Origin of the sequence: Formosa undariae, assembly GCF_042427615.1 — a bacterium.
GTDB classification, from domain to species: domain Bacteria; phylum Bacteroidota; class Bacteroidia; order Flavobacteriales; family Flavobacteriaceae; genus Formosa; species Formosa undariae.
The window spans coordinates 25,233-44,204 of sequence record NZ_JBHMEZ010000012.1 but is presented as its reverse complement, the minus strand read 5'-3'; the positions used below and the strand labels follow the sequence as shown (position 1 = coordinate 44,204).

18 protein-coding genes and 1 pseudogene are annotated in these 18,972 nt (G+C 35.0%); 13 read left to right on the top strand and 6 right to left on the bottom strand.

Features of this window, described 5'->3' with window-relative positions:
- The first annotated feature begins 16 nt into the window (after positions 1 to 16).
- The 4 genes from ACFFVB_RS11165 to ACFFVB_RS11150 all read left to right on the top strand — a co-directional run bounded on the left by ACFFVB_RS11165 (position 17) and on the right by ACFFVB_RS11150 (position 5,614).
- Positions 17 to 1,567 (top strand): SDR family NAD(P)-dependent oxidoreductase, encoded by a 1,551-nt coding sequence (locus ACFFVB_RS11165; RefSeq protein ID WP_382382851.1) that lies wholly within the window; start codon positions 17 to 19, stop codon positions 1,565 to 1,567.
- A 166-nt stretch (positions 1,568 to 1,733) separates the two neighbouring features.
- On the top strand, positions 1,734 to 4,112 hold the full coding sequence (locus ACFFVB_RS11160; RefSeq protein WP_382382850.1) for a hypothetical protein: 2,379 nt from the start codon (positions 1,734 to 1,736) through the stop codon (positions 4,110 to 4,112).
- 313 nt (positions 4,113 to 4,425) lie between these two features.
- Positions 4,426 to 5,052 (top strand): SDR family oxidoreductase, encoded by a 627-nt coding sequence (locus ACFFVB_RS11155; RefSeq protein WP_382382848.1) that lies wholly within the window; start codon positions 4,426 to 4,428, stop codon positions 5,050 to 5,052.
- A gap of 55 nt (positions 5,053 to 5,107) precedes the next feature.
- Entirely contained in the window at positions 5,108 to 5,614 is a 507-nt protein-coding gene (locus tag ACFFVB_RS11150) for a peroxiredoxin-like family protein (protein WP_382382847.1), read from the top strand.
- An 82-nt stretch (positions 5,615 to 5,696) separates the two neighbouring features.
- Here ACFFVB_RS11150 and ACFFVB_RS11145 read toward each other — a convergent pair whose 3' ends face one another.
- Entirely contained in the window at positions 5,697 to 7,097 is a 1,401-nt protein-coding gene (locus tag ACFFVB_RS11145) for an NAD-dependent succinate-semialdehyde dehydrogenase (protein ID WP_382382846.1), read from the bottom strand.
- A gap of 232 nt (positions 7,098 to 7,329) precedes the next feature.
- Between ACFFVB_RS11145 and ACFFVB_RS11140 the strand changes: the two genes are divergently transcribed.
- The 3 genes from ACFFVB_RS11140 (at position 7,330) to ACFFVB_RS11130 (ending at position 9,451) form a co-directional block, all read left to right on the top strand.
- Entirely contained in the window at positions 7,330 to 7,503 is a 174-nt protein-coding gene (locus ACFFVB_RS11140) for an adenylosuccinate synthetase (protein ID WP_382382845.1), read from the top strand.
- Positions 7,504 to 7,596: 93 nt separating this feature from the next.
- On the top strand, positions 7,597 to 8,883 hold the full coding sequence (locus ACFFVB_RS11135) for a hypothetical protein (protein ID WP_382382844.1): 1,287 nt from the start codon (positions 7,597 to 7,599) through the stop codon (positions 8,881 to 8,883).
- Between the two features lie 97 nt (positions 8,884 to 8,980).
- The gene (locus ACFFVB_RS11130; RefSeq protein WP_382382843.1) at positions 8,981 to 9,451 is read left to right on the top strand and encodes a nucleoside deaminase; all 471 of its coding nucleotides are present in this window, start codon (positions 8,981 to 8,983) and stop codon (positions 9,449 to 9,451) included.
- Between the two features lie 9 nt (positions 9,452 to 9,460).
- Here the strand turns inward: ACFFVB_RS11130 and ACFFVB_RS11125 are convergent, their stop codons facing one another.
- The 4 genes from ACFFVB_RS11125 to ACFFVB_RS11110 form a co-directional block, all read right to left on the bottom strand.
- On the bottom strand, positions 9,461 to 9,874 hold the full coding sequence (locus ACFFVB_RS11125) for a ribosomal maturation YjgA family protein (protein WP_382382842.1): 414 nt from the start codon (positions 9,872 to 9,874) through the stop codon (positions 9,461 to 9,463).
- 90 nt (positions 9,875 to 9,964) lie between these two features.
- The gene (creD, locus tag ACFFVB_RS11120; RefSeq protein WP_382382840.1) at positions 9,965 to 11,344 is read right to left on the bottom strand and encodes a cell envelope integrity protein CreD; all 1,380 of its coding nucleotides are present in this window, start codon (positions 11,342 to 11,344) and stop codon (positions 9,965 to 9,967) included.
- A gap of 76 nt (positions 11,345 to 11,420) precedes the next feature.
- On the bottom strand, positions 11,421 to 11,717 hold the full coding sequence (locus tag ACFFVB_RS11115; protein WP_318498718.1) for a winged helix-turn-helix domain-containing protein: 297 nt from the start codon (positions 11,715 to 11,717) through the stop codon (positions 11,421 to 11,423).
- 29 nt (positions 11,718 to 11,746) lie between these two features.
- Positions 11,747 to 12,355: a hypothetical protein gene (locus ACFFVB_RS11110; RefSeq protein ID WP_382382838.1), complete on the bottom strand. Its 609-nt coding sequence runs from the start codon at positions 12,353 to 12,355 to the stop codon at positions 11,747 to 11,749.
- Positions 12,356 to 12,576: 221 nt separating this feature from the next.
- Here ACFFVB_RS11110 and ACFFVB_RS11105 point away from each other — a divergent pair, with 221 nt between their 5' ends.
- The 5 genes and pseudogenes from ACFFVB_RS11105 to ACFFVB_RS11085 all read left to right on the top strand — a co-directional run.
- On the top strand, positions 12,577 to 13,155 hold the full coding sequence (locus ACFFVB_RS11105; RefSeq protein WP_382382837.1) for a Crp/Fnr family transcriptional regulator: 579 nt from the start codon (positions 12,577 to 12,579) through the stop codon (positions 13,153 to 13,155).
- Between the two features lie 85 nt (positions 13,156 to 13,240).
- Positions 13,241 to 14,335, top strand: coding sequence for an alkene reductase (locus ACFFVB_RS11100; protein WP_382382835.1), 1,095 nt, complete (start codon positions 13,241 to 13,243; stop codon positions 14,333 to 14,335).
- Positions 14,336 to 14,362: 27 nt separating this feature from the next.
- Positions 14,363 to 14,791: an OsmC family protein gene (locus ACFFVB_RS11095; RefSeq protein WP_382382833.1), complete on the top strand. Its 429-nt coding sequence runs from the start codon at positions 14,363 to 14,365 to the stop codon at positions 14,789 to 14,791.
- On the top strand, positions 14,791 to 15,846 hold the full coding sequence (locus tag ACFFVB_RS11090) for an NAD(P)-dependent alcohol dehydrogenase (RefSeq protein ID WP_382382831.1): 1,056 nt from the start codon (positions 14,791 to 14,793) through the stop codon (positions 15,844 to 15,846). The genes ACFFVB_RS11095 and ACFFVB_RS11090 overlap by 1 nt, the downstream gene beginning before the upstream one ends.
- 194 nt (positions 15,847 to 16,040) lie before the next feature.
- A pseudogene (locus ACFFVB_RS11085) lies at positions 16,041 to 16,336 on the top strand (alkene reductase); the annotation flags it as partial.
- Positions 16,337 to 16,482: 146 nt separating this feature from the next.
- Here ACFFVB_RS11085 and ACFFVB_RS11080 read toward each other — a convergent pair.
- Entirely contained in the window at positions 16,483 to 17,739 is a 1,257-nt protein-coding gene (locus ACFFVB_RS11080; protein WP_382382830.1) for a metallopeptidase domain-containing protein, read from the bottom strand.
- Between the two features lie 354 nt (positions 17,740 to 18,093).
- Between ACFFVB_RS11080 and ACFFVB_RS11075 the strand changes: the two genes are divergently transcribed.
- Positions 18,094 to 18,930 (top strand): phospholipase A, encoded by an 837-nt coding sequence (locus tag ACFFVB_RS11075; protein WP_382382828.1) that lies wholly within the window; start codon positions 18,094 to 18,096, stop codon positions 18,928 to 18,930.
- Positions 18,931 to 18,972 lie beyond the last annotated feature (42 nt).

Genomic DNA, 18,972 nt, shown 5'->3' with positions numbered 1-18,972 from the left:
CCTAAATTAAATTGATATGCACGCTAAGAGTGAAGATGAACAGGGACAATTGAGTCAGAAAGAAATAGACGAATGCCTACGTGTATTAGAACAATTAAATGCCGATACCAATCTTATTTTCGATATTCCAAAGGGTAAAAGAATTGCTTTAATTAAAGCTACCGGAGCTTTTTCTAGACCTAGTCGTGAAGAATTTGCAAAACGTAAAAAAGATGCAAAGAAGAATGCAAAACGTAAAAAGGAAGTCCAAGATCGTGTCGCTCGTAAAGTAACCGGTATAAGAAACGCAAGAGAGACGCCAATTTTTATGGCGCCTAAATTATTACTTGCTCAAGAGTTGGAAAACCGCGAAACCATAGAATTAGAAACCGCTAGAAATTGCTATGTATGTAAAACAGCGTTTACTAAAATGCATCATTTTTACGATACCATGTGCATTGATTGTGGCGATTTTAATTATGCTAAACGGTTTCAAACAGCAGATGTTAGCGGACAAGTAGCTGTGATTACAGGATCTCGTTTAAAAATCGGTTATCATATTACATTAATGCTATTAAGAGGAGGGGCAACTGTGGTCGCAACTACGCGTTTTCCTGTAGATTCGGCAATCCGGTTTGCTAAAGAAGACGATTTTAGCGCCTGGAAAGATCGCTTGCATATTCATGGCTTGGATTTAAGACACATTCCGAGTGTAGAAATTTTCTGTAATTATATTGAACAAAAATACGATCGCTTAGATATTTTAATCAATAATGCCGCACAAACCGTAAGACGACCATCTGGTTTTTATGCGCATTTAATGGGTAAAGAAGAGCAGTCTGTAGAAACATTACCACAAGCGGTTCAAGACCTATTATCAGATCATACAACTTGTTTAAATGAGTTGAAATCACTGACATCTGGCGCATCTTCAAACAAAAATATGCCCGTGACTTGGCACGGACCAGAACCTGGGATCGGATTAAGAGCTTCTGCAAAATTGTCTCAAATCCCATACAGTTTCGATAATTCGTTAGTCGCAGAAGAGGTGTTCCCTGAAGGGAAATTAGATGCCGATTTACAGCAAGTCGATTTAAGAAAAACCAACAGCTGGCGTTTAAAATTAGGGGCTATAGAGACTACAGAAATGATTGAAGTGCAATTGGTAAATTCTGTTGCTCCCTTTGTGCTATGTAATCGCCTAGCAGAGATGATGAAAAAAGAAAACACGGGGCAAAAGCACATTATAAATGTAACAGCTATGGAAGGTAAATTCCATCGTGTGTTTAAAGAATCGCGTCATCCACATACCAATATGGCGAAGGCAGCCTTAAATATGTTGACGCATACGGCATCTGGCGAATTAGCTAAAAGTGGGATTTTCATGAATGCGGTAGATACAGGTTGGGTAACGGACGAAGATCCTGCAGCTTTAGCAAAAATGAAACAGGAGGTGTACGACTTCCAACCGCCTTTAGATATTGTAGATGGAGCTGCTCGTGTTATGGATCCGTTATTAGACGGAATTAATACAGGAAAACATTGGTGTGGTAAATTTCTTAAAGATTATAGACCTATAGAATGGTAAGATTCAAAATTTAAGTGCGTAATTATTAGGGAAGTAATTAAACCTTTGTGTTTATATTTAGTCTGAATAGTGTTAACTTTCGATTTTACTATTTAAATCCCCATATTTTATAATGTCAATCCCATTGTGTAAAAAATTAAATATTGTAATTCTTAGCTTTTTTTTATTGATTATTAGTAGCTCTACGGTTAGCGCCCAAGATAAAAAAGAGATTATTCCAACCGTCGAAAATATATATTTACATACCGACCGGAATACGTATACGCTTGGCGAATCGTTGTGGTATAAGGCTTATGCTGTGTATCCCTACAATAATCAGCTTTACAATAAGAGTGATATTTTACATGTGGAACTCATATCTCCTGACAAACAAATCATTGCTCACCATAAGACGAGAATAGAAAATGGCTTGGGTTATGGTGATTTTAAGTTAACAGATTCCTCTGGTATAAAAAAGCCAGGAATTTATCAATTACGCGCTTACACCAATTGGAATCGGAATTTTGATAAAGCGTTTATTTTTAGTAAAGATATTACTGTTTTAAACGTTTTTAATAGTCCGGAAGTCAGCGGTATAGCTGAAACAAATAATAAAGAAAATTCAGATTCTGAAGCGGATAGTAAATCTTTTAAGGTGCAGTTTTTTCCTGAAGGCGGTTCTCTCGTAGAAAACGTTATTAATATTGTGGCTTTAAAAGCGCTGGACAGCAATGGGTTTCCGATAGAAGTAAAAGGGGAAATTTACACTACAAAAGATTCTCTAGTAACCTTTTTCGAAACGATTCACGATGGTATGGGAACGTTTCAATTAAATCCTAAAAACGGGGAGCAGTATTATGCTAAAACATCTCGTGTAGGAGCAAAGGAGGCTCTAAAATTTCCGTTACCTCAGGCTAGAGAAATGGGGTTTGTGTTAAGTTCAAAACCTGTTAAAGGCAACACGTCTAGAATACTTACCGTTAAAACCAATAAGAAAACACTTGCTAGTCAGCAAGATCAGAATATTAATATTATATGTAAAATTAAGGATATTATATATTTCGAAATCAATCAACCTATCACGAGTACGATCGTGAAATTTGAACTCCCTCAAGATAAACTTCCTGGCGGTATTAACCACATCACTTTGTACGATGCTAACAACAAGCCACAAAGTGAGCGACTTATTTTTATCGATAAAAGTGATAAATTAGAGGTTACGCTAAGTACAAATAAGCAAACTTATAAACCTGACGAAAAAGTAACGGTTACAGTGTCTTCAAAAACGAAAGCAGGAACGCCTGAACTGGCTAGTTATTCCTTAAGTAGTATAGATATGAACGGTATGGAAGATAAAGGTTTAGACACCAATATTTGTTCGTATTTTTTAGTAGAATCGGATATTAGAGGACAAGTATATAATCCGGGGTTTTATTTTAATAACGAAAACCCGTGGCGGATTGAAAAGTTAGATTTGTTATTATTAACCCAAGGGTGGAGAGATTTTGTATGGAAAGACAGTTCTAATATTACCGACAATAAATTGGCTTTTCCAGCAGAAAAAGGAATTAATTTAAGTGGTCAACTTACGCAAGTATTAAGCAATAAAGGGAAAGGCGGTAACAATATAACCTTGACGTTATTTAATAAAGGAGAGATTAAAATGTTAAATACGGTAACCGATTCTTTAGGACATTTTAAATTTGAAAATATACTGTTTTATGGCACTTCAGAAATAATTTTAAGTTCTAAAGACAATAAAGGAAAATCGCGAGGTTTGTTGTCTTTAGATGATAAAACCCAGTCTGATTTAGCTGTAAATTTTACACCTCAATCCATAAAAGTAGATGTTTCAGAAGACATTATTTTAAAAAACAATGTCTTAGAGAAATACAAATCGATAGGTATCATGGAAGAGAATGTTTTGGATGAAGTGGAGATTATAGCGCCCAAAAAAGATGAGCCATTATCTATGTATGGTACTGCAGATCGTTCTTATGTTTTTGGAGACGAGGTAGAAACCTTTTTATCCATTTACGACCTGATTCAGACCACACTTCCAAGTGTTGTTATTGAAGAACCTTCTATCCGATTTATTAGAAATGCTGGGCCAGCAATGATTATTGTAGATGGAATAATATGGCAACCAGACGAACTTTCGTTTTTACAGCCAGCAGATGTTGTTAAAATTGAAACTTTAAATGGAGCAAGTGCAACTATTTTAGGATCTAACGGTGGTAATGGTGCTATTTTAATCTACTTGAAGAAAGGCGGAACTACTAACGAGAAAATAGTACTTCAGACCGTAAAAGAAAATCTAGAAGGACTTTACGAACCTCGTGTGTTCTATGCTCCAGATCCAACCGACATCACTTTTGAAAATCAAAAAGAAGACGTTAGAAACACGCTATATTGGAACCCCTTTATGCATCCAGATACTACCGGAATTGTAGAAGCAGACTATTATAATAGTGCTGTGGAAACAGAAATTAAAGTGACTATAGAAGGTGTAACAGCCTCCGGAATTCCTGTGGTTGTTAAAACGCGGTATACCATAGAAGAATAATAAAAAGCTTCCAATAAGTCAACTATCAACTTCGTTGTACTTCGGACTTATACATAAGTCCAGAGTTGTCATGAATACTATAATTCCGATACTAGTCATTAAAAACTTAAGTATCGGAATTTTGTGTTTATAGGTTTATAGTTTATTATTTAAAATCGTCATTTAGACTTCATTATGGTGCATATTTACTATTAGCCTTAATAAGGTTGCACTTCTTACATTCAAGATCAACCTTTGGAATAGCGTTATTTTTATATGTTTTTAAGTTAATGTATACTAGGTAATAGGCGTAAATTGCATCAAAACATATATAATGGAAAACGTATTAGTAGTTGGTGCGACAGGTACCACAGGAAATAAAGTAGTGCATCATTTAAAAACATCTCAAGATTTCGAACCTATTGCTATGGTTAGAAACGAAGAACAAGAGAAAGATTTCAAAGCCCATAATATAAGAACGGTTTATGGTGATTTGGAAAATGACGTGTCAGAAACCGTAAAAGAAGCGAGTCATGTGATTTTTGCTGCCGGTTCTGGTGGTAAGAAAGTAGAAGCCGTAGACCAAGATGGAGCTATTAAAATGATTAAAGCTTCGGAAGGTGCAAATATTAAGAAATTTGTAATGCTTAGTTCTATGGGCGCAGATAACCCAGAACAAAGTGAAAAACTTCAAGATTACCTAAAAGCAAAACATAATGCCGATGTCTTTTTAAAAGACTCAAAACTAAATTATACAATTATAAGACCAGGAGCGTTGACTAATGATTCGGGGCAAGGTCGCATATCTTTATCTAAATCTTTTTCAAAACAAGGAGAAATCACGCGCGACGATGTTGCACAAACACTCGTGCAAGCTTTAAGAGACAGTGCTACGGACAAAACCACCTTCGAAATCTTACAAGGTGACACACCTATTGAAGAGGCGTTTAGAACGATCTAAATAATATCAATTACCAAAATACGACACTTTAATTTTAATTTTAAAATCAAGTATTATGATTAAACCAAGAACAGAAACACCCGATTTATCAATAAATTTATTAAACGATACAAAGTGGACGCTAAGCGAGCAGAAACCAGAAAACTTCACATTAGTGGTGGTTTATCGTGGTAAGCACTGTCCCGTTTGTAAAAAGTATTTAGAAACCATACAAGATCATTTAGGTGATTTTAAGGATAAAGGCGTAAATGTTGTCGCTATTAGTTCCGACTCTAAAGCCAAAGCCGAAGCGTCTTATAAAGAATGGGACATAAAAGATGTACCACTTGGATACGAATTTCCAATAGAGGAAGCGCGTTCATGGGGACTTTTCATTTCTAAAGGGATTAAAAACGAACCTGAAGAATTTGTAGAACCTGCTATCTTTTTAATTCGTCCAGATCGCACGCTTTATGCGTCATCAATTCAGACGATGCCGTTCGCAAGACCAGAAATCGTGGAGCTTATAAAGTCTATTGACTTTGTAAACAATAAAGATTATCCAGCTAGAGGAGAAGCTTAGATACTAATTTAAAGTATATAATTAAATAGCCCCTAAACAAAATGTTTAGGGGCTCTTTTTATGCCTTTATGAAATGACCTATTTATTGAGGATCACTAATCATAACAGATTTAATGTTTACAAATTCCTTCATTCCAAAACCGCCATGCTCTCTTCCGAAACCAGAATCTTTAACACCTCCAAAAGGCATTTTCGGATCGGCTAATCCAAAACTATTTATAAACACCATTCCGGTATCAAAATGTTTCTTAGCAAGTTCTGTGGCTTTATCGACATCTTTAGAGAAAATACCACCGCCTAATCCAAAACGACTATCGTTCGCGATGCGCATAGCATCTTCGCCGTCTTTGGCTTTTATTAATGAGGCAATCGGACCAAAAAGCTCATCGTCGTAAGCAGGTTGTCCAGGCTTTACATTTTCTAAAACAGTTGCTGGATAAAAGTATCCTGTACCAGAATCCGGTTTACCACCGCATAAAACTGTAGCACCTTTGTTCACACTCTCTGTTAATTGTTCGTGTAAAGTCTCACGTAAATCTTTACGCGCCATAGGTCCGAGGTCCGTATTTTTATCTTTAGGATCTCCCAATTTTAAGTCGGACATCGCTTTTACAAAGCCTTCTTTAAAGGTGTCGTAAACAGATTCGACCACGATAAAGCGTTTGGCAGCGATACAGGTTTCTCCATTATTGTAAATTCTACCTTTTACACTTTGTTCTACAGCCAATTTAATATCGGCATCTTCTAGAACAAGATAAGCATCATTACTTCCTAATTCTAAAACTGATTTTTTTAATGCGCTAGCTGCTTTTTGACCTATAATTTCTCCTGCTTTCGGACTTCCTGTCAGCGTTACACCACGTACTAATCTATTTTTAATAATAGCATCAGATTGATCATGACCGATAACTAATACTGTAAATAGCCCTTCTGGTAATCCTGCAGATTTAAATATAGTTTCTAGCTTTTTAGCCGTCCCCGTTACATTCGACGCGTGCTTTAATAACACACTATTTCCTGCCATTAAATTGGCAATGGTATAACGAATCACTTGATAAGACGGATAATTCCATGGCTGAATTCCATATATAATTCCAATAGGCGAGTGGGTAATAATACCTTTTCCTCCTAAAGTTAATTCTCGTGTTTCATCCTGTAATTCCGTTGCGGCATGTGTCGCACAATAATCGCAAATAGCAGTACACGTATCTACTTCCTGTTCACTTTGAGACAGTAATTTCCCCATTTCATCAGTCATTAAACTCACTAATTCCGATTTATGGTCTTGTAAGGCTTTCCCAATTGCTTGAATCACTTCCCCACGCTTTTCGAACGATTCGAAACGCCAATCTAAAAACGCTTCCTGTGCTTGCTCTATTTTAGATTCAACCTCGCTATCTGTCATATACGTATATGATGCTAAGGATTTCTCCGTACTCGGATTAATGGTTTCGAAAGTATCTTGTTTTGTTGCTGTATCCATAATTTTGTAAATTTTTAAGTATAAGGCAATCACTTTTGCCTAATTCTAAGCAAAGTTAGGTTGGTCCTCATGCTTTTATTTGCTCTAACATTATAGATGTTAACGCAGATGCTTCAGAGCCTGAAAAGTTCGAATAATTAACTGTACTTTGGGTTAAGATTATAATTGGGCCATTCAATTAGTAACTACATCTAGCTATAAGGATGTTTAAAAACACTTAAAATAAAAAAACATGATACATAAAACAATCGCATTACTCGCACAATTACCTTTAGGTACACCTAATCCCGACGATAATCAGCCGGTAGATTTTTCGGATCCGTTTAATATCGTGGTGTTTATCGTTTTGCCAATAATTGCTATACTATTATATGTGTATTGGAGAAAGCAACAGCACAAAAAATAATTAGGTGATAACCGTATAAGGCGTGATTTTCATTCGTATTTTAGTTGTTTAAAAGCTATATTTTATAGTTCGTTTATTCATTACAGAAATACTATGAGTATTATAAATACATTGTTTGGTAGCTCCCAAACGCCTAATAAAATGTTTCCAAAATCTACAGATGACGGCGAAGTGAGGATTGAAAATAATCAGCTTATTTGCCAGGATTTTAAAGGTGTGCATAGTTGTGTTGTTAAATTAGCAGATTTGCAGTATGCCTATATTAAAGTGACACCTTCTAAAGAGCGTTATTTATTTCTTTTCGATCACCATCAAAACGATATTCCTGTCACTTTTAAAGGGTTTCAAAGTGTTTATGAAGAATTGTCGCTTACATTCAGCTTTAATGATGATATCTTCTTTGCACATGTTCATAATGAAGACCAATTAAATAAGCAACTTTGGAGACGCAAACATCCAAAAAACTATGGGGTTTTAGATGCAAATTATGCCGATTATAACGACGGTTTTGAAATACAGTCAGAACCTAAATTATTTGTGTCATGGGATATAACCTATCAAGAGATAGAGCAAAATAAACACATCTATTTTGAGACTTCACCTTACGGACAAAAGCTTTTAAAGTTTAAGTATCCCGTCCGTATTGGCAACGTAATATATGATGACTTTCAAGCTTATTTTGATAATAAAAGAAGCGATGTTCCTGTATTATATTTTTATAGTGATTGCTATAACGATTCGGGAAATGATGGTAGTTATTACGACTTAAAACATGTGCTTTCTCGAGATTTAATGGGCAATGAAGCGCTTAATGGTTACGAAAGAGACGATCAGAAAAATCTAATTTTTAACCTAAAAGGGATCGCACTTTCTATATGTTATACTTACGATTCTCGCTATCAATATGATGGCGGAAATACATCTGTAATCATTCAAAACCATAGAGAATATCCAGAATTATTAATGGACAAAGATTATGAAGCGCGTATTGTAATATCTGATGCAGTGACTTTTGACGGCGATTTTAGTTGTCCTAAGGATTATACGAAAAATGAGAGAATTAAGTACAGGCCAAGTGTAATCACTGAAAAATTTAAAGCGCAGCCCGTTATTTGGATTGATGCTGTGAATAATAAAATGGGTTGCTCGGCTAACGGATATGCACAAACATTTAATGTTGCCGAAATAGAGTCCTTAAGTGTTCGTAATATCTTGCCCGCTAGAGGTCGTGGAGGCGCAGAATTATATATCATCACAACTGATAAAATATATCACAGTATATTGAGTGGGATATGCAAAGCTTTCGATAATTATGTGAAAAATATTGAACAATTAACCGGTAAAAAAGTGACTTTCGAGAAGGAATATTACGATTGTTAATTGAAAATAATAGTGTAATAAAATGGATGCCTTAAAGTTATTTAGTGTTTAAAAATCAAAAAATAATGTAAAAGGCATTCTAAAAATATAAGATACCATGTGCAAAGAGAAATTTATGCAAGAAGCTGTAGACGCAGCATTAAGAGGAATGAATAATAACGAAGGCGGACCCTTTGGTTGCGTGGTTGTTAAAGATGGAAAAATTGTAGGTCGCGGTAATAATAAAGTCACCTCGACTAACGATCCAACGGCACATGCGGAAGTTACTGCGATTAGAGATGCCTGCAAAAACCTAGATACATTTCAATTAGATGGTTGCGAGATCTATACCTCTTGCGAACCTTGTCCGATGTGTTTAGGCGCTATTTATTGGGCACGGCCAGATAAAGTGTATTATGGAAGTAATCAAGAAGATGCTGCAAATATAGGGTTTGATGATGCTTTTATTTACAAAGAAATTCCATTGCCTTACGAAAAACGAAGCATTCCTTTCGAGCAACTAGCGCGTGAAATTGCTTTGGCGCCATTCCAGGAGTGGAGTAAAAAAGGAGATAAAACTCTGTATTAAGCTAATACCTTATGTTTTATTTAGAGACCTTCTTGGTCTGAAGTAATTCGGATTCCTTTTTAAGGTTCTTACAAGTACTAGATCAATTCTAATTATAAAAAGTACGCCTAAAGTGTATGCAATTAAGTCGCCAAAACTAAAGGTGTTTCCAAAAACAATGCGAGCCATTCTGTTTTCAGATAAACCGATTACTTCTAAAAAAGGAGTGAGTTGTAGGGTTTCAATCATAAAAGAAAATAATAAAACTCCAATACCTAGTGTTATGGGGTCAATATTGAATACAGATTTTACTAAAACGTAAACGCCTATTACAGCTAAAAAATCTCCAAACGTATGACGGATAAATCCGGAAGTTGTAGCAATTAATAGTTCTGTACAAAGTAGTAATACAAATGCGATAAAATATTTAAGGTTGAAAGTCATTAGTGCCTTTTTTAGTGCTTTGAGATATAGATTTAAAACAATTAAAAAAGTATCAAGCTTTATAAAAACTTGATACTTTTTTTGTGACTATTATTCTCCGTTTTGCCAATCTATTTTTCTAGAAGCGTACATTACAGCAGCTAAAATTGCAAACAAACCAATACTTCCAACTAATAAAGCGTAGCTCTCTAACTGTATAATTACAAATATAAAAGTGTATAATATGGTTAGTGAAAGCCCAATAAAGAGTGGGAATTTTACATTCTTTAAAATGGATTTAGAATACAGCGTAATCAGTACAATAACAGATGCACCAGCAATTACATACGCTTTTAAATAACTACTATGTTCCGAAATAGAAATTAGTAAGGTATAAAACATGGTTAATGCAATACCAATCATTAAATACTGAAAGGGATGAATATTAATTTTGCTCATAGTTTGTATTAAAAAGAAGATTAAAAAGGTTAATCCAATCACTAAAAAGCCATATTTTGCAGAGCGTTCACTTTTCTGATATTCGTCTACTGGAATCATAAAATTGACACCAAAAGCATAGTGTTTCAAATCGGGAAGTCCGTTAAAAGATTCCTGAGAAAACGGACGGTTTATATCTAATACTTTCCATTTGGCATTAAAACCATCGGTAGATATTTTATCAGAATTCTGGGGTAAATATTCCCCTAAAAAATTAGCTGTTTTCCAATCAGACTGAATATTTACATTGGTTTCTTTCCCAACAGGAATAAAACGTATTTGCTTACTTCCATTTATATTTATGTTTAGATTAAAACGCACATCATTTTTAATGGGTAAATCTGTTTCTTTTAGCGATTTACTTTCTAATTTATGTAATCTTATATCGTCTAAATAACCCGTGTTTTCTTCCTGATATTTAGATTCTAACGGGTATTTACTTTCATTAAATGTAATTTCAACCAAACTGTTCACTCCTTTTAAATTAGAGGTTTCGACAATCAATTTCGCCTTATCCCATAAAATGTCTTCGTCTTTAATATCCTGTTCACTAAAATCAGGTTTAGTAAAACTACCCGCAAGATCAATGTTACTTTTATATACAGCTGTTTTATAAATGCCCCGTTGTTTTTCTTCCGGATTTATGGTTGATGTAATGTCTAGTTTATTCGGAAAAAAATAAGCGTAATCCGTAGAGGTATAGCTTTCCTTTTTACTCTTTTTAGTGGTTTCATCATAAATTTCTTTGATATGATGTATTCTATAAGGCACCTTTAAAATGGGACCATATAATAATACTTCGTTTCCCCATTTCTGATTAATTTCATTAACAACCTCTTCTTGTCTATCCATTCTCTCATGGATTAGACTTTTTATAAATGATAGCGGAATGAGTAGTATAGATGTTAATAGTCCCACCATTAACATTCTTGCGGTAATCGAAGTCTTTACCCATTTTCCAATTCTACTCGGTTGCTGATTTTGTTTTTCCATTTTTATAGTTTTAAATTTTAGTGTTTATGTTTTAAAAGAACTTTGAATTTCAAAGTAAGTAGATAAATAAAAAAAGCTAAGTGTTTTTAATTAACTTTTCTAAGGCATTAATATGTTTCTTAAATTCTTCTTTTCCTAGGGGAGTAGCAAGATATCTCGTGTTTGGTTTTCTTCCAATAAATTGTTTTTCGACGGTAATAAATTCTTCTTTTTCCAAAGCCTTTGCATGGCTAGCCAAGTTTCCATCAGTACAGCCTAATAATTCTTTAAGCGTTTTAAAATCGGCATAGTCGTTTACCATTAAAACCGACATAATTCCTAGTCGAATTCTATGATCTAAAGTCTTATTTATGTTTAAAATAATGTTTTTCAAAATCAGTCGATTACGTTATAAAATGGCACTTATTTTCTTTCGTATTTATAGTACATCAAAATACCATAAATAATATGCATAAACCCAAAACCAATCACCCAAAACCAGAATCCTAATCCGGGAACGAAAGCACTAATTAAGCCCAGACTAATTTCTATTAACCCTAAATATTTTATATAACCTAAAGTATGTTTAGAGGCATTGTATAACGCTAAGCCATAAAAAATAAGCATTAAGCCACCAGTCTGACCGTATTTCCCTTGACTTAAAATAATTAAGATGTATAAACCACCTGCCACAAGTGGAATTAAGAAACTAGCTAATAAATTCTTTGTAGTTGTATTCCAGTAAGATTCTTTATTTTTATTTGCTCTCTTCGTCGTTAAAAAGATGGAAGTTCCTATACTTAAAGCTAATACAATTAGTAAATCTAACAAAACCAATCTAAATACTTTTCCGTCTAACATCAGTTTGCCATAAGAAAACGAGTTGACTAACCAATAGGCATAGCCTGCGCCAATTAAGGCATAAATTCCTGCCAATATACCTGATATACCACTCAATGAAATAAATCGTGACGATTTTGTCATTAAGCTTTTAATTTCCGAAATGTCGTTTAAATACTTTTCTGTGCTCATGTGTAAAGAACTTTGAATCGCAAAGTAAATAAATATAAATGTATTGTACAACTAAATTTTGAAAGTATTTAAATGTTGTCCAAAGCACTGATTCATAGTAAATAAAGGAGTAATAAGGTTTTAAAAGTGCGGAGTTCATCTTTAAAATTTTAATACAACGTTAAAAAGGTCTGTGTTTTCAATAGACTATTGCATCAACCAAAATCATTTAGCATCTTTGTATGATGCATCCATCAATAGTGTCACATATCCGTCAGCATATCCATCCGAATACCGAGGATATGCAGATATTCCTTTCAACTTTAAACGAAGTATCAGTTTCTAAAGGCGCATTCCTCTTAAAACCAGGCACAGCCGTTATGCATGAATACTTCGTGGTAAAAGGGTGTTTAAAAGCCTATTATATGGATGCAAAAGGCAGTAAACACATTCTTCAATTTGCTATAGAAAACTGGTGGATTGGCGATTTCGAAGCCTTTTATAATCAGGGGCATTCTAATTTATATATAGAAGCTATTGAAGACGCTCAGTTATTAGCTGTAAATCATGATAAACTACAAGACGTATACGAAGACGCTCCGATTTTCGAACGTTACTTCAGAATTTTAATTACTAAAGCATTTATTTCTCAGCAGAAAAGAATCTTATCTACGCAAGAAAAAAACACTCAAGAACGTTATATAGAATTTTGTAGTTCTTATCCGACCATAGAGCACAGAATTGCCAATTACGACGTTGCCAATTACCTTGGTGTATCTCCCGAAAATTTAAGTCGTGTTCGGAAAACCATGAAAGGTTAAAACTATCTTAATTGATATAGGTCAATGATATTGGATACTGTGAATTGTAAATTTGATTATAGTAAAATTTATAAAAATCACAGCAATGAGCAAGCAACATGTATTGACCCCATATAACAAGAATATTACACTTAAGAATAGAATCGTTATGGCACCGATGACACGTAGTCGTGCCGATAATGATGCTAAAATAGCGACAGACGAATTACAAGGTTTGTATTACGAACAACGTGCTTCTGCAGGTTTAATTATTACCGAAGGATCTCAAGTTTCGGCAGAGGCTGTAGGATATATTAATACGCCTGGAATTTATACAGATGAGCAGGTTGAAGGTTGGAAAAAGGTTACCAAACGCGTTCACGATAAAGCGGGTACTATTTTTATCCAATTGTGGCATGTAGGGCGTATTTCGCATCCTAATTTCCATAATGGTGAATTACCTGTTTCCGCTTCAGCGATAAATCCACATGCAAAATCGTTTACACCTGAAGGATTCAAAGATACGGTTACGCCAAAAGCTTTGACTGTTGAAGATATTAAAAGAACAGTTAAAGACTTTCAAAACGCAGCCGCTAATGCCGTAAAAGCAGGATTTGATGGTGTAGAGATTCATTCATCTAATGGGTATTTATTTCAACAATTCTTTAACGCATGTTCTAATACAAGAACAGATGAATACGGCGGATCTATTGAAAACAGAACGCGTTTCTTTTTTGAAGTTTTAGACGCTATTAAAGAAGTTATGCCTCAAGAAAAAATAGGTGTACGTTTTAATCCGTCATTACATGGATTATTCGGTATTACGATTGATGAGGAAACCATCCCAACATTCGAATACATCATCAAGAAACTAAACGATTATAATTTAGCGTATGTACACTTATCAGAACCATTTACAGATGTATCTGATGTGCCATTTGCAGTTACAGAAATCGCCAAACATTTCCGTCCGTTATATAATGGTACGTTAATGATTAATACTGAATTTGATCAGGAAAAAGGAAATAAAGTACTTGAAGCTGGCGACGCAGATTTAGTAGCTTACGGAAAGTTATTTATCTCTAATCCTGATTTAGTAGAACGTTTTGAAAACAACCTAGATTTAGCAGAATGGGACGAGAAAACATTTTACGTGCCAGGAGAAAAAGGATATACAGATTATCCGAAAGCTTCAAAATAGTACCCGTTTAACTTAAAACAGAATGATATGAAATTTACAAGAAAAGCAAATGCAGAATGGAAAGGGAGTGGTAAAGACGGAACCGGTCATATTACTACGGGAAGTAAAGTTCTAGATAATCAACAATATTCGTTTCACACCCGGTTTGAAGATGGAGAAAAAGGAACCAATCCTGAAGAATTAATAGGTGCAGCCCATGCAGGTTGCTTTGCAATGCAATTAAGCTTCTTATTAAATGAAGCCGATTATACCGTAACATCTTTAGACGTAGATGCTACAGTTAATTTTGAAGACGGCGCCATTACTAAAATCATTTTAAATTTAGAAGGCGATGTTCCAGAAATAGATGCCGAGCAGTTTCAGCAAATTGCACATAAAGCAAAAGAAGTTTGTCCCATCTCAAAACTTTTAAATGCAGAAATCGAATTAAAAATAAACTTAAAAAACACATTATAATGAACACTACAATAGTAAAAGCATATGGTGCAACAGCATCAACAGAAGATTTAAAACCTTTAGATATAGAACGCAGGGCCGTAGGAGCAGACGATGTAAAAATCGATATTACCTTCTGTGGTGTATGTCATAGCGACATTCATACCGTAAAAAACGACTGGAAAGGGTCTACATATCCCGTAGTTCCAGGACACGAGATTATTGGTCGTGTATCAGAAATTGGTTCAGGTGTAAGCAACTATAAAGTTGGCGATTTAGTAGGTGTAGGATGTTTGGTAGATTCTTGCCAAACCTGTTCATCTTGCGAGCAAGACTTAGAGCAGTTCTGTGAAAATGGAGCGACGTTTACTTACAACAGTCCAGATAAACATTTAGAAGGTAAACAAACTTTTGGAGGCTATTCTAATGCTGTCGTTGTAGACGAAAAGTTCGTACTTCGTATTCCTGAAAACTTAGACGAGGCCGCAACAGCTCCTTTATTATGTGCAGGTGTTACGACATGGTCGCCATTAAGTCATTGGAACGTTAAAAAAGGTGATAAAGTAGGTATCATTGGTTTAGGTGGTTTAGGTCACATGGGAGTGAAATTTGCAAGTGCATTAGGCGCTCACGTTGTTATGATTACAACATCGCCTGAAAAAGGAAAAGATGCGACACGTTTAGGTGCTCATGAGGTTTTAGTGTCTAAAGATGCAGAAGATATGAAAAAACACCAAGGCAGTTTCGATTTTATTCTAAACACTATTCCTGTAGGTCACGAAATGGATCCGTATTTAGGATTGCTTAAAATAGATGCCACTATGGTATTAGTAGGTGCTGTAGAGCCCTTAAAACCATTCCATGGCGGAAGTCTTATTGGCGGGCGTAAACGTGTTGCAGGTTCTCTAATTGGTGGGATTAAAGAAACACAAGAGATGTTAGATTTCTGTGGAAAACATAATATTACAAGTGATATCGAACTTATCGATATACAAAACATCAACGATGCTTACGAGCGTGTGATTAAAAACGATGTAAAATATAGATTTGTTATTGATATGAAATCGCTTAAATAAAAGCATTTATCTTAATAAGAATACTGAAACAGCACCTTTGTAAATAAGGTGCTGTTTTTGATTTCAATACTGTGGTCATGAATGTAGTTTTCTAGAAATGATTAATAAAATCAGTGTTTTTATGCATCAAAAAGGAAGTTGCAATTATTTCAACAGTTTTTTTAACGGCTGTTCTAATACAAGAGCAGATGCATTCTGAACCGTTTACAAACGTATCTGATGTGCCGTTTGCAGTACAGACATCGCAAAATATTTCCGTCCGTTATACAATGGAATGCTCATGATTAACAATGAATTCGATAAAGAATCTGGAAATAAGGTGCTAGTAGATGGAGAAGCAGATTTAGTAGCTTAAGTAAAACTATTCATCTCGAATCTAGATCTAGTAGAACGTTTTGAGCAAGATGCCGAATTAGCAGATTGGGATAAAGATTCATTTTACACCGCTGGTGCAAAGGGCTATACCGATTATCTAAACATAATGGACTAGCATGTTTTAGCATCCCAAATATATACAACTTAGATGTATCGTTAAATTAGAGCTATCACTGATTACAGATGATGACATTAAAAACCGTGAGAACTATTCCTGATTATGGATGATTCTCACGGTTTTTTTAAGGGTTAATTAGCCGTTTAAATCTTGTCTTTAGTTGTGCTTTTAGGCGTAACTTTAGGAAATATCACATCAAAACGAATCTGATCTTCTTCAATGAATCTTATGTTTGTAATTTCTAGATGAGACGAAGTACCATCCCACCATTTTGAATTAGGAAGACTTGTATCGTTAAACGATTTACCTGGAACATAAATATCGCCAGCATTACCACGGTTTGTGGGTTTGGCAGGACCGCGTTCCAATTCAAATAAACCGTCCGCTTGTACTATGGCGTGTTTATAATGTTTTTCTGGCGTCATGCCCTGTTCTTTATTACTCGTTTTCACATTTAAATCGGTGTGCCAAAACAGTAAACCAAGATCTACTGGAAATTTCTCATTTCCTAACGTGCTTTGTTTTCGGGCTTCGATAGAGAAATACTCTTTATCATCTAACGGATTCTTATAGACTACCACTGCATCGCCATCTGCTTTTAAAGTAAAGGTTTGCGTTCCTGGTTTAGGTGCGATTTTTATAACACGTCCCCAATTCTTTTCGACTCTAAACGGAGCACCAACCGGTTCTATTAACGACGTTTTTCCACCACTCATAACGGTATACGCACCTGCACCTCCAGAATCGTAACCCGTATCGTAGGTGTCTGGAAATCTAAAAAAGGCGTGTCCACTTTCGTGAATGGGTGTAAATAGGCTAGGTTCTCCATTTCTAATCAGGTACGAGCCATACACAGATTTTGTTTTTACACCATTCGCCAAGGTCCATCCACCATGATGAGCGGCCGCAATCCAAGACACAAAATTATCGCTATTGTAAAACATTACCGATCTCAGATTACCATCCGTATCTGTCGATAACCGATTCCAATCGTAATCCGGATTATTAGCGACTACATGTTCTAACGCTTCTTTCCATAATAAAATACCTTCTTTGTAATTTAATTCTGCATAGTGCGAAGCGGGGAGTGGTGCGCGGTAATAAAAGATATCATGTTTTAATAGCACTTCGCCAAAACTTTGTTCGTACCAGTATTTGCACACAGAACGATGTATATTAGCTTCAGAATATTCCAAATCGTTTAAAAGCGATTCTAAGCGCTCTGGAGTCTCATTTTCTGGTCTTGGCAGATCTGAATAATCGATGTAGACGGTGATACCACGATACTGTTTTTGAGCATGTAAGCTTGTCGCCAAGAGCGCAATGCATAATACAGTTACTAGTTTGAATGTCTTAGAAGCAAGTGCATATAAGGCTGTTTTGAGAACGGAATTTTTCACAGTTAAATTATTTTACTCAATATTAATATAAATTTAATGGGCTTTCGAGACGATATTTGCAACATACTGTAGGATATTAACACTTTTAGTATTTTTTCTAGTGTTTTGTTGGTCAGTGACTAAAAATTACCTGTTTTCGTAAAGAGATTAGATAATATGCTATTTGAGTACCGTCAACGTTTATATCTGATGCATATGAACATTAATTCACGGTATAACGTGCATTATTATTGCGATAGCGTTAAAACTTTATATTAACAGATGAAGTATCGTATCTTTAATTTTTAGAAATTTGCAAAACGAATCCCTAGCACAAAGGGACATCAGATTTAATACTTCAATCCAATTCATTTCATGAAAAATTATTTATTAGTGTGGGGACTAATGCTCTTAGTCTCTCCTTTATTTTCACAAACCTATACCCGAGAAGAAGTCAATAGATCTATCGAGGAAGATGAGCGGTTTTCGATACATGAGGATAATTATATCATTACGGGAATCCCCACAAATGAAACCGTTAATTCATCTACAGCAGATGTGAAGTACCAAATTAGTTTTAAGCAGTTATTAAGTCGGAATCCCATTGTTTGGGACTCGTATTTATATTTAACCTATACGCAAAAGGCCTTTTGGAATTTCTATGAATTTTCTAGTCCGTTCGAGGAATTAAATTTTAATCCTACCGTAGGTCTAAGTAAAGTGGTTTACAACAAGAACGACGAAGCCAAAGGTATTGCCTCGGTGATGTTAAATCATGAATCTAATGGGCGAGACAGTATATATTCTAGAAGTTGGAACAGTATAAACTTTAAGTATTCTATGGCTTTAAGTCGTAAAAGTATATTGAGTTTAGAAGTTTGGGCACCTTTTATATATAAAGAATCTAATCCCGATTTAATGGAATATATCGGAATCTCAGAAGTTTCGTTCGCCTACGATATTGTGCCCGAAAAACTTAATTTTGACATTGCTGTTAAGAAAGGCGTCAATTGGAATAATTGGAATGGCTCTGTGCGTTCACGTTTATATTATAATCCGTTTAAATCTAAAAACCAGTATTTTATGCTTGAATGGTTTGCCGGTTATGGCGAAAGTTTAATCGATTACGAGGTTTTCTACAGTATGGTCCGACTTGGATTTGTTATTAAAACCAATGAGTTGGAGTTTTTAAAGTTTCGGGAAAGTGAATAGAAAATAGATATATAAAAAGCGCAAAGGACTATATAATCCTTT

Coding starts and splice junctions, on each gene's coding strand:
- ACFFVB_RS11165 (WP_382382851.1), top strand. CDS start 17: ATGCACGCTAAGAGTGAAGATGAACAGGGACAATTGAGTCAGAAAGAA.
- ACFFVB_RS11155 (WP_382382848.1), top strand. CDS start 4,426: ATGGAAAACGTATTAGTAGTTGGTGCGACAGGTACCACAGGAAATAAA.
- ACFFVB_RS11150 (WP_382382847.1), top strand. CDS start 5,108: ATGATTAAACCAAGAACAGAAACACCCGATTTATCAATAAATTTATTA.
- ACFFVB_RS11145 (WP_382382846.1), bottom strand. CDS start 7,097: ATGGATACAGCAACAAAACAAGATACTTTCGAAACCATTAATCCGAGT.
- ACFFVB_RS11140 (WP_382382845.1), top strand. CDS start 7,330: ATGATACATAAAACAATCGCATTACTCGCACAATTACCTTTAGGTACA.
- ACFFVB_RS11135 (WP_382382844.1), top strand. CDS start 7,597: ATGAGTATTATAAATACATTGTTTGGTAGCTCCCAAACGCCTAATAAA.
- ACFFVB_RS11130 (WP_382382843.1), top strand. CDS start 8,981: ATGTGCAAAGAGAAATTTATGCAAGAAGCTGTAGACGCAGCATTAAGA.
- ACFFVB_RS11125 (WP_382382842.1), bottom strand. CDS start 9,874: ATGACTTTCAACCTTAAATATTTTATCGCATTTGTATTACTACTTTGT.
- creD (WP_382382840.1), bottom strand. CDS start 11,344: ATGGAAAAACAAAATCAGCAACCGAGTAGAATTGGAAAATGGGTAAAG.
- ACFFVB_RS11110 (WP_382382838.1), bottom strand. CDS start 12,355: ATGAGCACAGAAAAGTATTTAAACGACATTTCGGAAATTAAAAGCTTA.
- ACFFVB_RS11105 (WP_382382837.1), top strand. CDS start 12,577: ATGATGCATCCATCAATAGTGTCACATATCCGTCAGCATATCCATCCG.
- ACFFVB_RS11100 (WP_382382835.1), top strand. CDS start 13,241: ATGAGCAAGCAACATGTATTGACCCCATATAACAAGAATATTACACTT.
- ACFFVB_RS11095 (WP_382382833.1), top strand. CDS start 14,363: ATGAAATTTACAAGAAAAGCAAATGCAGAATGGAAAGGGAGTGGTAAA.
- ACFFVB_RS11090 (WP_382382831.1), top strand. CDS start 14,791: ATGAACACTACAATAGTAAAAGCATATGGTGCAACAGCATCAACAGAA.
- ACFFVB_RS11075 (WP_382382828.1), top strand. CDS start 18,094: ATGAAAAATTATTTATTAGTGTGGGGACTAATGCTCTTAGTCTCTCCT.